This window comes from Amycolatopsis regifaucium (assembly GCF_001613935.1).
Classification (GTDB): domain Bacteria; phylum Actinomycetota; class Actinomycetes; order Mycobacteriales; family Pseudonocardiaceae; genus Amycolatopsis; species Amycolatopsis regifaucium.
Genome location: NZ_LQCI01000008.1, coordinates 124,053 through 137,467, shown reverse-complemented (window position 1 = coordinate 137,467; position 13,415 = coordinate 124,053). Strand labels below are relative to the sequence as shown.

Annotated in this window: 12 protein-coding genes and 1 tRNA gene; 2 read left to right on the top strand and 11 right to left on the bottom strand. The window is 67.9% G+C overall.

Features of this window, described 5'->3' with window-relative positions; translation table 11 throughout:
* The 11 genes from AVL48_RS10030 to AVL48_RS09980 form a co-directional block, all read right to left on the bottom strand.
* The coding region (locus tag AVL48_RS10030; protein WP_428839394.1) for a sodium:solute symporter family transporter at positions 1 to 320 on the bottom strand (320 nt) is incomplete at its 3' end.
* Entirely contained in the window at positions 317 to 661 is a 345-nt protein-coding gene (locus AVL48_RS10025; RefSeq protein WP_061980423.1) for a DUF485 domain-containing protein, read from the bottom strand. The genes AVL48_RS10030 and AVL48_RS10025, both read right to left, overlap by 4 nt.
* A gap of 139 nt (positions 662 to 800) precedes the next feature.
* Entirely contained in the window at positions 801 to 2,591 is a 1,791-nt protein-coding gene (locus AVL48_RS10020; RefSeq protein WP_061980425.1) for a sodium/solute symporter, read from the bottom strand.
* 31 nt (positions 2,592 to 2,622) lie between these two features.
* Complete coding sequence (locus AVL48_RS10015; protein ID WP_061980427.1) at positions 2,623 to 3,147, bottom strand: hypothetical protein; 525 nt, start codon at positions 3,145 to 3,147, stop codon at positions 2,623 to 2,625.
* 9 nt (positions 3,148 to 3,156) lie between these two features.
* Positions 3,157 to 3,990, bottom strand: a complete 834-nt coding sequence (locus AVL48_RS10010; RefSeq protein WP_061980429.1) for a LytR/AlgR family response regulator transcription factor — start codon at positions 3,988 to 3,990, stop codon at positions 3,157 to 3,159.
* A 144-nt stretch (positions 3,991 to 4,134) separates the two neighbouring features.
* Entirely contained in the window at positions 4,135 to 5,541 is a 1,407-nt protein-coding gene (locus AVL48_RS10005; protein ID WP_061980431.1) for a glycoside hydrolase family 16 protein, read from the bottom strand.
* A gap of 186 nt (positions 5,542 to 5,727) precedes the next feature.
* Entirely contained in the window at positions 5,728 to 6,573 is an 846-nt protein-coding gene (locus AVL48_RS10000; RefSeq protein ID WP_061980434.1) for a S49 family peptidase, read from the bottom strand.
* Between the two features lie 19 nt (positions 6,574 to 6,592).
* A complete protein-coding gene (locus tag AVL48_RS09995) occupies positions 6,593 to 7,888 on the bottom strand; it encodes a histidine kinase (protein ID WP_061980436.1) in 1,296 nt (431 codons plus the stop codon).
* 103 nt (positions 7,889 to 7,991) lie between these two features.
* A complete protein-coding gene (locus tag AVL48_RS09990; protein ID WP_061980437.1) occupies positions 7,992 to 8,855 on the bottom strand; it encodes an Fpg/Nei family DNA glycosylase in 864 nt (287 codons plus the stop codon).
* 32 nt (positions 8,856 to 8,887) lie between these two features.
* Positions 8,888 to 9,328 carry a hypothetical protein gene (locus tag AVL48_RS09985; protein WP_061980439.1) on the bottom strand — a complete coding sequence of 147 codons (441 nt, stop codon included), beginning with the start codon at positions 9,326 to 9,328 and terminating at the stop codon, positions 8,888 to 8,890.
* Positions 9,329 to 9,434: 106 nt separating this feature from the next.
* Complete coding sequence (locus AVL48_RS09980; RefSeq protein WP_061980441.1) at positions 9,435 to 11,009, bottom strand: sigma-70 family RNA polymerase sigma factor; 1,575 nt, start codon at positions 11,007 to 11,009, stop codon at positions 9,435 to 9,437.
* A gap of 197 nt (positions 11,010 to 11,206) precedes the next feature.
* Between AVL48_RS09980 and AVL48_RS09975 the strand changes: the two genes are divergently transcribed.
* Together AVL48_RS09975 and AVL48_RS09970 are read left to right on the top strand one after the other, a co-directional pair.
* Positions 11,207 to 11,279 (top strand) — tRNA-Gly (locus AVL48_RS09975).
* A 313-nt stretch (positions 11,280 to 11,592) separates the two neighbouring features.
* Complete coding sequence (locus AVL48_RS09970) at positions 11,593 to 13,350, top strand: hypothetical protein (RefSeq protein WP_061980443.1); 1,758 nt, start codon at positions 11,593 to 11,595, stop codon at positions 13,348 to 13,350.
* Positions 13,351 to 13,415 lie beyond the last annotated feature (65 nt).

Genomic DNA, 13,415 nt, shown 5'->3' with positions numbered 1-13,415 from the left:
CGCAGCAGTTCCGCGACCAGCAGCAACGCGATCAGCCACGCGACGAGGAACCCGATCGAGTAAAGGAAACCGTCGTACCCGTTGATCGCGATCGCACCGGCGATACCCAGGAAAGACGCCGCCGAAAGGTAGTCGCCCGAGATCGCGATCCCGTTCTGCGGACCGGTGAACGCGCGTCCCGCGGCGTAGTAGTCGGACGCGGTCTTCGTATTCCGGCTCGCCCGGAAAACGATCACCAGTGTGATCGCGACGAACACCGCGAAAATCGTGATGTTGAGCGCCGGGTCGCTGCCCTGGACACCCGCGGCCAAGGGGCTCATCGGCCGTCCCCCTCGACCTCATGCCGGATCTTGTCGGCGAGCGGATCGAGTTTGCGACCGGCGTAGCGGACATAAAGCCCGGTGATCACGAAGGTGGACACGAACTGCAACAGGCCGAAGACGAGACCGACGTTGACGTTGCCGAAGAGCTTCGTGCTCATGAACCCGGCCGCGTAGTCGGCGAGCAGCACGTAAAGCAGATACCAGATCAGGAACAGGGCCGAGACCGGGAAAACGAATACCCGCAGACGTCGTCGCAGCTCGGTGAATTCCGGACTCGCCTGCACCTTTTCCCAGTCGGATTCCGAATCTGGACCGAGGTCTTGATCGGTGTCACTCACTTCGGACCTCCCACCTGACGCAACCGCTCACAGATTTCGATGTCAGGGAAGATCATGCCCCTTATAGGACGCGAGAGGGGCAATCCATTTGAGTGAACGAGGCGACGCTGAGTAGACCGTTGCGACACGACCGGGTGAACTACTTCCGGTGGCGACCCTTACCGGTGGTCCGCGTCTTCTCCTCGGCCTGCCCGAACCGGGCGACCGCGCGATCGCGCATGAAACCGAGCGGATCGGGCGCGTGCAGTCGCAGCATCACGCCGTGGACGTCGTCCGGCCGCCCGTAGCCGGTCGCCCGGCTCACCACGTAGGTGGCCAGGAACGCCGCCGGCACGGTGATCAGCGCGGGCTGGTTCGAGAACCACGGCGCCCAGCCGCCGGTGTACTTGCTGACGATGTTGACCACCAGCGCGGTCAGCACCAGGCCGCCGCCGACGAGCATCCCGGCCAGCGCGCCGGGCCAGCTGAGCTTCCGCCACCAGACCCCGAGCAGCAGCAGTGGGCTGAACGTGGACGCGGCCAGCGCGAACGACATCCCGACCGAAAGCGACAGGTCCTCCGACGGCAGCAGCACCGCCAGCGCGACCGGGACCACCGCCACGATCAGTGTCGCCAACCGGAAATCACGGACGCGGCCGGGCAGCACGTCGGTGGACACGACCCCGGCGACGCTGACCAGCAGCCCGGACGAACTGGACAGGAACGCGGCGAACGCGCCCGCCGCCGTCACCGCGCCCAGGATCTGTCCCCACAGCCCCGGCAGGACCGCGGACGGCAGCAGGAGGACGGCGGCGTCGGTCTTCCCGGTGACCAGCAGTTCGGGAACGTACATCCGCGAAAGCGCGCCCAGCAGCGTCGGAAACAGGTAGAACAGGCCGAGCAGCAGCAGGACGTGCACCGTCGTGCGGCGCGCGGCCTTGCCGTCGGGGTTGGTGTAGAAGCGGACCAGGACGTGCGGCAGGCCCATGGTCCCCAGGAACGTCGCGAGGATCAGCGAATAGACCTGAAGCAGATCGGTGAGACTGCCCGACCCCGGCCGGAGCCAGTCGCCGTTGGACGCGGGCGCGTCGCTGACCACCGGGACCGGCGTGCCGGCAATGAACTTCAAGGTGGTGCCCTTGGCGACCTTGTGCGCGGCTTCCGGGGTCCACACCGCGAAACCGTTGGCCCGCGCGCCTTCCACCTGGCCGTACGCCTCGAGCACGGTCACCGAGGTGACCTTCAGCGTGACGTCGGTCTGCACCGTGACCTTGGTGTTCTCGGTGAACGTCGGCGGGGCGGGCTGCCCGAGCGGACGCGCGCTGCCCGGCCCGCCGGAGCCGAGGAACACGATGCACAGGATGAACGCGGGCACCGCGATGGAGAACAGTTTCAGCCAGTACTGGAAGGCCTGGACGACGGTGATGGCGCGCATCCCGCCCGCGATCACGTTGAACCCGACCACACAGGTCACCAGGATCGCGCCCGCCCACGCGGGCACGGGCAGGATAGTCGCCAGGGTCAGCCCGGCGCCCTGCAACTGCGGGACCATGTAGAGGATCCCGATGAACACCACGAACGCCGTCGAAACCCGGCGCAGCATGGTCGAACCCAGCCGCATCTCGACGAAGTCCGGCAGCGTGTACGCCCCGGACCGGCGCAGCGGCGCGGCGACGAACAGCATCAGCGCCAGATAGCCCGCGGTGAACCCGATCGGGAACCACAGCGCGTCGGCGCCGTCCTTGAGCACGATGCCCGCGACGCCCATGAACGAGGCGGCGGAGAGGTACTCACCGGAGATCGCGGCGGCGTTGCGCCGGGAGCGCACGGTACGTCGGGCGACGAGGAAGTCGTGCGTGCTGACGGCCGACTTCGAGGACCGGTGCCCCAGGTAGAAGGTCAGCACGGCGACCAGCACGATGCCGGCCACAGCCCACGGATTCAGCGCCACGGCACGAATCCTCGCATGTGCCGCTCCGCAATCAGTTCTCGATCATGTCAACGAAGTCGCGTTCATGGCGTTCGGCGAGCCGGTTGTACCAGAGCCCGATGCCGAACAGGAACGGAAACGGTGCCACGCCGAGGATCAGCCAGGACAGCGGGATACCGAGAACGGCCACCCGCCCGAACGAAGGGATCAGGTAGAACAACACCGGCAGCGAACACAGCGTGACCATCACCAGCAGCGCCAGCAGGGCGGCCGTCCGCAGCTGGATCTTCACCAGATCCTTGATCAGGAGTTTTCCCCAGCTGGTCTGCTCTTCGAGTTCGACCCTGGCCCGCAGGGTGCTCGTCGCCTGCCGCGGATCGGCGAGGATCACCCGCTGCCGCTTGGGTTTCGCGTGATGTTCGGGCTTCGCTTGCTCGTGTTTCGGACCGGACGGCGCTCCGGGCACAGGCTCCACGACGGCGCCCTCTGGCTGCGCCGGTTTCTTGTGCCTGCCCTTGCCGAGGGTCGGGTCCGGTTCGCGGACACCGTTGACCCGGCGGTAAAAGTCGTCGGTCATGTCCCGCGGCTACGTCGACCGGTTGGCGCCGACGAGCCGGTCCTTGAGCGCGCGGGTGTGGCGGCGGCTCACCGGCAGCACCTTTTCTTCGTTGCCGATGACGACCTGGTAGCCGCCCTGCCCCATGCGCAACTCGGTGATCAGCGGCAGCGAGACCAGGAACGACCGGTGGATCCGGACGAAACCCGCCTTCTCCCAGCGCTCTTCGAGCTGCGCGAGCGGGATGCGGACCAGATGGCTGCCGTCGGTGGTGAACAGCCGGGCGTAGTCACCCTGTGCTTCCACCCAGCGGACCGAGGAGCGCGGGATCAGCTTGGTCGTACCGGCGAGTTCGACCGGGATGACCTCGTCGTCGTTCTTGACCTGCCCGAGGCCGACGGTACCGGGCGGCGGCGCGGCGTTGGCGGCGAGTTTGTCGATCACGCGCGTGATCGCGCGGTCGAGACGATCCTGCTGGTACGGCTTGAGCACGTAGTCGAGCGCGCCGAGGTCGAAGGCGTTGACCGCCTCTTCGGCATGCCCTGTCACGAACACCAGCGCCGGAGACGGGCGCAGCGCGGCGAACACGCGGGACATCTCCATCCCGGACAGGCCGGGCATGTCGATGTCGGCGAACACCGCGTCCACGATCGGCAGGCCACGCGCCTTGCGATCGCCGAGCCTCGGATCGTCGGTGGACAGCAGGCGCAGCGCCTCCGAAGCATCGATCGCCGGGAAGACCAGGGCGACGTGCGGGCTGTTCCGGAGACAGTGAACGAGTTCGTCTAGCCCTTTGGGCTCATCGTCCACCGCAAGGACAATGAGCTTCCGGGTGTCATCGTGAGCACTCACAGTGAGTCGCATAATGCCCACTGCCGGGTTCCGTGTCCAGCCCGCTGCCCGAAAGTCGAACGAAAAGGACGGCACCGCCCACCCCCGCGCCTGGGGTGGCCGGTGCCGTCACCTTTCCGGTGGCACGAACCGCCTAGCCGTGCCACATCTCTTCCTTCACGGGGTGAAGGTGAACCAGTTGACGCTCACGAAATCGGCGGGCTGACCGCTGGCGAAGGTCAGATAGACGTCGTGTTTCCCGGTGATCCCGTTGATGTTCGCCGGCACGGTCCGCCAGCTCTGCCAGCCACCGGTGTCGGCGACGGCGAAGCTGCCGACAGGCGCGCTGGTAGGACTGTCGAGCCGGACCTCGACCAGGCCGCTCACCCCACTCGCCGCGCCGGACGCCACCCGCGCCTGGAACTGCCGGGCGGTCTGCGTCCCGAAGTCGACGCCCTGATATCGCGCCCAGTCACCGTTTCCCGCCGGGCCGATGTTCTGGCCGCCACCGGAATCGGACGTGGCCTGTTTGGCGAGGCCGGTGGCTTGGCTGTAGGACTCCGCCTGGATCGTGCTGTACGCGCTGCCACCACCGGGATCACTCGTCGTCGGGGTGGGTGTCGTGCCCCCGCCGCCGCGGGTCAGGACGGTGACGTAGTCGACGAGCATCGGATGCCCTGGCACGATTCCCGGCCCCGGCGTCACGGTGCCGGAGTTGTTGTTCGGGAACGCGCCGCCGATCGCGACGTTCAGCAGCACGAAGTAACCGGCGTGATTCGTCATATTGGCCCATGTGGTGGCGTCGACCTGGTTCTGGTCGACCGAGTGGAACTGCTGTCCGTCGACGAACCAGCGGAACACGTTGGGGACGACGCTGGTGTCCCATTCGAAGGTGTAGGTGTGGAACGCGCTCTGGCAGCTCGCGCCGGGGCAGGTCCGGCTGCCGACGAGGCCGTCGGTCTCGTGGCACGGGCCGCCGGGGTTGACGCCGCAGTGCAGCACGCCCCAGACCGTGTCGATCCCGTTGACGTTCTCCATGATGTCGAACTCGCCGACGGCGGGCCAGTTCCAGTAGTTGCCGCGATACGGCGAACCGAGTGCCCAGAAGGCGGGCCAGTAGCCGAGTGCCGCGGCGCCGGTGACGTTCGGCATCTGGATGCGGCCTTCGATGCGCAGCGCGCCACCCGACGGCGGTTTGAAGTTCGTGCGCTGCGTTTCGATCCGCGCCGAGGTCCAGTTGCCCGCGCCGTCGCGCAGCGGTGTGATCCGCAGGTTTCCGGAACCGTCTTGGGCGAGGTTGGCGGGGTTCGCGGTGTAGTTCTGGATCTCGCCGGTGCCCCAGTTGCCGGGGCCGCCGGGGTAGCCGTGGCCGGTGTCGATGATCCAGTTCGCGCTCGACGGGAGCGAGCCGGCGGCGCCGGTGAAGTCGTCGGTGAAAACGGTGGTCCAACCCGCGGGCGGGGGCGGGACGGCGGCCGAGGCGGGAAAGGTCAGGGGGACCGTGATCAGTGCCGCGCCGATCGCCGAGCCGAGGGCGATCTTCCAGCGGCTCCGGCGGTTCACGTGGGGAGACGTGACGGACATCGGACCTCCTCGTCACCTTTGTCGAGGTTTGTTGCCGTTCACAACAAAGCGGTATGTCCGATATGACACCTGGTCTGGACCACCTACGCCTACCACTGTTCGGGTGAATCCGCCCCTGCCCCGAACGCAATGAAGGGGCCTTTCATCGCAAATTTTGCGATGAAAGGCCCCTTCATTGCACGGGGATCAGAGGCCGAAGCGGCTCCAAGCGGCCTTGTGCTGAACAGCGTCCAGCAACGCGCTCGCCGCCGCCGGAGCGCCGATGCCGAGCCGCGCCAGCAGCGCCTTCTTCGGTTCGGCGACCGAGATCTCGGCGTCCGGGTACCGCTCGGTGATCACCTGGCGGAGGCTGCCGACGCCGTCGATCAGACCGAGTTCGACCGCGCGGGCGCCCAGCCAGACGTCACCGGTGAACAGGTCCTCGGAGCCGGAAAGCCGGTCTCCCCGGCGCTCGGTGACCCAGTCGACGAACAGTTCGTGGAGCTGGCCGTGCATCTTCTTCAGCCACTCGACGTCTTCGGCCTTCTCCGGGCTGAACGGGTCGAGCCTTGCCTTGTTCGCGCCCGCGGTGTGCAGCCGCCGCTCGATGCCGAACCGCTCCAGCAGGCCGGTGAACCCGAAGCCTCCGCTGACCACGCCGATGGAACCCACCATGGACGTCCGGTGCGCGTAGATCTCGTCGGCGGCGCAGGCGAGCCAGTATCCGCCGGACGCGGCGACGTCCTCGGCGAAGGCCAGCACAGGCACCTTCTTCTCGTCGGCGAGCTGGCGGATCCGCTCCGCGACCAGACCCGACTGCGTCGGCGCACCACCCGGCGAGTTGATCTGCAACGCGACCGCCTTCAGCCGGTCGTGCGCGAACGCGCGGGTCAGCGCCGATTCGACGGCGGCGAGGTTGATCGAGCCCCTGGCCAGCGGCGACGGGGTCGGCGTGATCACCCCGTGCAGTTTCACCACGGCGACGACGTCCTTGCGATCACCCCGTTCGCCGATCATCGGGAGACGGGAGGTCAGCTTGTCCGCAACGCTCATACCGCCAGGTTACCGACGTTCACGACGGCAGCACGCCGCTGCGCGAACCGCTCACCCCACTGGCCTCGTTCGGACCGCCCTGCGGCGGGACCGCGGCGCTGTCGGCGGAGAAGTCCGGCAGGTTCGGCCGGACACCGGGCATGAACTTCGGCACCCGCAGGGTCACCTTCATGCCGGCGCCGGGCGCGGTCTCCACCATGAGCGCGTAGTCGCGGCCGAACACCTGCTGCATCCGCTGGTTGATGTTGCCGAGGCCGACGTGCGCGCCCGTACGGTGCTGGCTGCGGAGATCCGCGAGTTTGGCCGGCTCCATGCCGATGCCGTCGTCCTCGACGCTGATCAGCGCTTCGGCGCCGTAGTCCTCGGCGATCACCGTGACGCAGCCGCCCGACGGCTTCGACGCGAGGCCGTGTTTGACGGCGTTCTCCACCAGCGGCTGGATGATCAGGAACGGCACGACCACCGACAGCACCTCGGGCGCGATCTTCATCCGCACTTCGAGCCGTCCGCCGAAACGGGCGTTCTCGATGGTCAGGTACCGGTCGATGTTCCGCAGTTCCTCGGCGAGCGAGGTGAACATGCCCGACGTCCGGAACGAGTAGCGCGTGAAGTCGGCGAAGTCCTGGAGCAGCTCTCGCGCCTCCTCCGGATCCGTCCTGATGAGCGACGAGATCGTGTTGAGCGCGTTGTAGACGAAGTGCGGTGAGATCTGCGCGCGCAGCGCCTTGATCTCCGCCTGCTGGAGCTGGTTCTTCGATTCGTCGAGGCGCGCCAGTTCGAATTGGGTGCAGACGAACTGCGCGACCGCGTCGGCCATCTGCACCAGCCGCCCGCGCGTGCGCCCGACGACCAGCAACGCCGCCTCGGTCTCGCCCTCGACGATCAGCGGCACGATCACCGCCGTCCGCATCCGGCAGGTGCCGCGGTGGTTGCACGGCATCTTGTCGTGCGCGACGACCTCGCGGCGGTGCTTGCGGATCGCGTTGCCGATGGCGTCGACGAGGTCGACGTAGTGGTCGTTGGCCTCGCCGTCCCAGGACAGCAGCGTGCCTTCGCTGTCGGTGATGCCGACGGCGACGCAGTCGAGCATCTCCAGCAGCTGACTGGTGATCTTGTCGGCGACCTGCTCGTCGAGCCCCTCACGGAGGTCCGGCGTCGCCTTCGACATCCGGTGGACCGCCTGCAGCACCGCGTTCTCCACGATGCTCGCGGGACGCCGCAGCTTGATCAGCAGCACGACCACGAGGATCGCGAGCAGCGCCGCGACACCCCAAGGGATGATCTGCGCGATATCGAGCCCGGACACGGCGTCCATGCTCTGCGCTCGACCAACCGGGTGCAAGGTCTGCTCCCCACTTTCCGTTGAGTTGTGACAACCGAGGGTGGAGCCGACCCTACCCAAGGCCGGAGCGCACGAGTCACTTGAGCAGGCGGGACATCCTCCGGTCGGCCAGCGGCTTCCCGCCGGTCTGGCAGGTCGGGCAGTACTGGAACGACTTGTCCGCGAACGAGATCTCGCGGATCGTGTCGCCGCAGACCGGACACGGCAGGCCCGTCCGCGCGTGCACCCGCAGCCCGGAGCGTTTCTCCCCCTTGAGCCGGGCCGCGTCCTGCCCGACCGAACGCGTCACGGCGCTGGTCAGCACTTCGCGGATCGCCTCCGAGAGTCCGTCGAGCGCCCCTTCGGACAGCTTTCCCGTTGTGGCGTAAGGGGAAAGCTTCGCCATGTGCATGATCTCGTCGGAGTAGGCGTTGCCGATCCCGGCGATCAGGGACTGGTCGGTCAGCGCCGTCTTCAGCCGTTCGGTGCGTCCGGCGAACAGCTTCTCGAGTCCCGTCCGGTCCAGCGACAACGCGTCCGGCCCGAGCCGCGCGATACTGGCGACCTCTTTCTCCGGATCACGCACGATCCAGACGGCGAGCCCCTTCTTCGTACCGGCCTCGGTGAGGTCGAAGCCCGGCCCCGCGGCCGCGTCGAGGTGGACCCGCAGCGAGATCGGCCCCTTGCCGGGTTTGAGCGGCGTCGGCGACAACGCGTCGGACCAGCGCAGCCAGCCCGCCCTCGCCAAGTGAACGACCAGATGGAGGTCCCCGGCGACGAGGTCGAGATGCTTGCCGAACCGGCCCGCCCCGGTGACCTCACGGCCGTGCAACTCGGTCCAAGGCGGTGTCGCCGTCTTCAGCACGCTGAGGGACGACACGTCGACACGGAAGATCGTCTTGCCGACCGCGTGTTCACGCAGGTGGTGAGCGAGCGCTTCGACCTCGGGTAACTCGGGCATGACCCCAGTCTCGCGCGTTCAGGCCGTCGCGACTACTCCACCGGGTGCAGCGGGCCGTCGAAATCCGGCAGCGAGTGCCGCTGGATGGTCTTGGTGATCTTCGAGACCTCACCGCGCACGGTGAACATGCCCCGGATGGTGCCCACCCAGCGTTCGGACGGCCGGTCACCGGCCAGATCGCCCTCGGTCTCGGCGACCACGGTCCACGGGCGGCGCAGGATCCACCGCAGCGGGAAGAACAACGCGACCAGCAACAGGGCCAGCGGCACCCAGGACGGGATCATCACATCCGCCGGTGTCCACATGATGAGCACGATCGCGAGCAGGCCGGTCACGACGATCATCGCGATACCCGGGCCGTAGCTGCCAGCCACATCGTGCTCGAAATCGTCCGCAGTCGCGGGGGCACGCCATTCCATCTGGGCTCGGACCACCCAGTCACGGCCGTCCTCGCCGTGCACCAGCCGGTTCATTCAGTCGCCTCCCGCGCGGCCGCTCGCTCGTCGTGAGCGACCTCCACCGTACCGTGATCACGGTACGGTTCGCGAGAGTTCGAACGCTATCCGTCTCTGTCGGGCGTTACGGGCACGTCGGGTGGTCGACGCCAGGTTCCGGATAGTGGGAAGTCGGCTTCACCGGGCTCTCCTCGTCCTTCGACGGCTCGCTGGACGGCTCCTCGGTCGAGCTGTCCGGAGTGCCGGTCACCGGCGAAGTAGACCCTTCCGGGTCAGTCGTCGACTCCGGCGTATTCGGATCCGGAGACTCCACCGAGTCCCGTGGCGTCGTCGTCGGGCTCAGCGACTCCTCGGGGGGAGTGAGCGATTCTTGCGGCGGGATGTCGTCCCGCTTCGAGGTGGTCTGGTTCGAACCGCTTTCGGTGCCCTCTTCGTTCCGCGGCGCGGTCTCCGCCGGCGTGGGATACCGCTCGGCCGGAGGCTGCGCGACGACACCGCCGACATCACCGCCGAGTTCCTTCCGCGCGGTGCCCGCCGCGCCGGGCAGGCTCGGCATATCGGCCACGCCGAGTTCGGCGTTCGGCCCCAGCCCGGTCCGGACCGGCTGGAATCCCTTGCCGTGAAGCCGGTCTTCGGCGATCCGCTGCGGCGGAATCTGCACCGGCTCGTGCCGGCCAGGCGGCGCGACCTGCGCCGGCGGCAGCAGCGCCAACTCCGGCAAGCCTCCCCCGGACAACCCGATGGTGTGCGTCACGTCGGTACCGAAGACGGCCGGACCGGCGACGAGCCCGACCGCGCCCGCGGCCGCCGTCGACGCCACCGCCATGCCGACCTTCACCTTCGAACCGAGCAGAAGCCCCTTCACCGAAGCCGCGAATCCGGACAACGCCCCGGACGACCCGCTCGCGTAAAGGCCGGCGGCACCCGGCACCAGCAGCGCCACCACACCGGCGTGCGCCCGCAGCGACGAACAGACGTCGCGCAGCTCGTCGTGCGTGGCACGGCAGGACTGGCACCCGATCAGATGCGTCTTGATCCGGCGCGCCTCGGCGCCGGTGACGCTGCCCGCGGTGAACCCGCCGAGCTTCTCCACCACCGCCCGGCACGAATCCGGCCCGCGATTCACCGACAGATGCGCCTGCAGATACGCCGCCCGCAACCCCTGCCGCGCCCGGCGGGCCAACGCCGCCGTCGCGTTCGCGCTCAGTCCGAAATGCGGCGCGACCATCGAAGGCTGCTCGCCCTCGACCTCGGTCTGCCACAGCACCGAACGCCAGCGCTCGGGCAAACTCGTGAACGCCGTCGTGATCAGCGAATGCTCGGCCGTACGGGCGTTCGTGTCCGCCCCCGCCCCGGCCCGGAACGTCAGCTCGTCGTCGCTCACCGGCACGTCACGGCGTGCGCCGTGCCACTCCCACGAGACCCGGCGAGCCACCGTCAGCAGATACGCCCGGACGTAGTCGCGTGGCCCCGCGCCCCGGCGCAGCGCCTGGAGCACCCGGAAGAAGGTCTCGGCCGTGATGTCCTCCGCCTCCGACCGATCGGAGGCGAGACTGCGGGCCAACCGCCGCACCGCGGCGGCGTGAAGTTCGAAAAGCTCCCCGAAGGCGGCGTCCTCCCCATCGCGGAGCCGCTGGAGCAATGCCTGCTCGTCGGATTCCGAGGCCGCCTGAAGCGGCACCGTGCCCTGCTCGGTCATCCGGCCAGGCACCTCCTCCCCGAAGGACTCACCATTCGGTCGAATGGGGACACCATACGGAGGTATGCAGCCGTCGTCACCCCTTGTACGCCAGGTGTGACACCGAAGCACCTGCCGGGGTGGGTGCAAACGGCTACAGACGGTCGGTGTATGGTTGTCCCACTGCTTCAAACGAGTGTTGAAGCACGAAGTGACATGCGGATGTAGCGCAGCTGGTAGCGCATCACCTTGCCAAGGTGAGGGTCGCGGGTTCGAATCCCGTCATCCGCTCGCGAGCGAGAGGCCGTGGTGCAGGGAAAGCCTGGACCACGGCCTCTTTGCCATAATCTCCGAGTGACCGAGTTCCCCCGGCCTCCCCGCGTTCCGGTAACTCACCCTTGCGGGTGGGTATGGCGCGCGACATCTTCCACCTTCGCCGTGGTTCCCTCCGCTTCTTTTGGTTACTACGTGCTACAGGTCCGGTGAGCAGAGTCACACGACCGTAGTAATTCGTATTGGCGCATATGTCGGGACGCCGACGATGGCGCCTACCTGGGAGTTCGGTACTTTGTGGGCCGGATCTTCAAGGGTGGGGAAATCACGGATGAGCGAGAGCGCGCGCGACGGCGGCCCCGTCGCGACCATGGAAACCGAGCGGGAAACGCCTGAACCGGGCAAGCCCGCGAAGCGCGGACTGCTCGATCGCCTCCCCTACTGGGCCCTGTGGGCACTGACCGCCGTACCGATCGTGCTGTCGATCGCCGAGGTCGTCCGCGCCCCCAAGATCAACCACGCGGATTATTGGGTCGTCCTCGGCCTCGTCGCCGACAAGAACGGCAACCTCGACGTCGCCCAGCTGTTTCACCTCTACCATGAGCACCCGATCGTGCTGGTCGGCCTCGTCTTCTGGCTGGACGCGAAGCTGTTCGCCGGGACCCAGCCCCCGCTCGGCTTCCTCAGCGTCATCCTCGCCGCCGGCATGTTCGCCGCGCTGTGGAGCATGCTGCCCCGCACTCTCACCGGTCTGCGCCGCGCCGGCGTCGTCGCCGGGCTCTCCGGTCTCGTGTTCTCCGCCGGCACTGTCGAGTACTTCGGCGACGGCATGATGGGCGTCCAATGGCTCCTCGGCCTCGCCCCTGCCGTCATCGCGATCGCCTTCGCGCACCACGGCAAGCTCATCCCGGCTTTTCTCTTCGCCTTCATGGGGAGCCTCGGACACGGTGTGGCCTTCCCGGTCTGGATCGTGCTCGCGCTCGTCCTCTGGCTCCGCGGCGAGAGCCGGGTCAAGACCGCGCTGCCACTCGGCCTCGGGCTCGTCGTCTTCGTTCTCTGGCGCATCGCGCCATGGCCACCGAGCTACCAGAAGCCGAACGTCGTCGGTGCCGACACCTACCTCGGGGCCATGACCAGCACCATCGGCCAGTCCTGGTCCACCAAGTCACCGGATCTCGCCTTCCTCGCGGGCGCGCTGACCGTCGGCCTCTTCGGCGTCCTGGCCGCGACAGCCGTGAAGCAGCGGCTCGCGGCCAAAACCGAGAACTTCACCGGAACCCTCGACGGTCCGGCACCGGTCGCGGCCGTCGCCGGCTGGTTCGGCCTCGCCGCCCAGGTGGTACTGAACGGCGCGATGATCGGCGTCAGCCGAGGCGGCTACAACGCCACCGAAGGCATGTCGTCCCGCTACGTCGGCATTGGGCTCCTCGGTGTCTGCGCGGTACTAGTGCTGCTGGTGACCCGCGGCCCGCGGGCACTGCGGCTGAAGGCGATCCCGCTGGCGCTCGTCGTGGCCCTCTGCGTCTACGCGATCGGGAACACCGCCGCGGGCGCGACCCGCTACCGGTACGCGTACCAACCCGTCCTCGGCGTGGCAATGCAGGTGAACGCGGGCGGCGTGATGAGCAAGATGTACGCCTACCCCGACTTCCTCGAACAGGAACGGTCGATGGGCATCTACCCGTTCACCCCGGACTTCACTTTGGGCTGCGGCGCGGGTGGACCGGAACTCGGAACGACCGTCGACCTCGCCAAGGCCGTCGAGCTCAAGGGCCCCGGCTACGGCACAAAGGACACCGCCGGTGCCGTCGACACCGCACCCGTCACCGGTGACAAGCAGATCAACGGCTGGGCGCTCATCGGCGGACAGCAGGCCCAGTGCATCCTCATCACGGACGGCGCCGGCAAGGTCGTCGGCGGGGGCACGGTCGGGCTCCCGCGCGACGACATCTCGCAGTTCATGAACGGGACCGGCCGCTCCGGTTGGCAGGCCGTCGCGGCCCCCGAGGTGAAGGATCCTGTCGTCCTCGCCTACCGCGACGGCACGTGTCACCGCATCACCACGATCAAGGACGCGGGGAAGGGCTAAGTTTTTTCGTTCTTCCGGGCGCGGGCGCACACCTGGCGATGATGAATGCCGACGTCGTCTAACGG

Coding starts and splice junctions, on each gene's coding strand:
- AVL48_RS10015 (WP_061980427.1), bottom strand. CDS start 3,147: ATGACCGACGACTTTTACCGCCGGGTCAACGGTGTCCGCGAACCGGAC.
- AVL48_RS10010 (WP_061980429.1), bottom strand. CDS start 3,990: ATGCGACTCACTGTGAGTGCTCACGATGACACCCGGAAGCTCATTGTC.
- AVL48_RS10005 (WP_061980431.1), bottom strand. CDS start 5,541: ATGTCCGTCACGTCTCCCCACGTGAACCGCCGGAGCCGCTGGAAGATC.
- AVL48_RS10000 (WP_061980434.1), bottom strand. CDS start 6,573: ATGAGCGTTGCGGACAAGCTGACCTCCCGTCTCCCGATGATCGGCGAA.
- AVL48_RS09995 (WP_061980436.1), bottom strand. CDS start 7,888: ATGGACGCCGTGTCCGGGCTCGATATCGCGCAGATCATCCCTTGGGGT.
- AVL48_RS09990 (WP_061980437.1), bottom strand. CDS start 8,855: ATGCCCGAGTTACCCGAGGTCGAAGCGCTCGCTCACCACCTGCGTGAA.
- AVL48_RS09985 (WP_061980439.1), bottom strand. CDS start 9,328: ATGAACCGGCTGGTGCACGGCGAGGACGGCCGTGACTGGGTGGTCCGA.
- AVL48_RS09980 (WP_061980441.1), bottom strand. CDS start 11,009: ATGACCGAGCAGGGCACGGTGCCGCTTCAGGCGGCCTCGGAATCCGAC.
- AVL48_RS09970 (WP_061980443.1), top strand. CDS start 11,593: ATGAGCGAGAGCGCGCGCGACGGCGGCCCCGTCGCGACCATGGAAACC.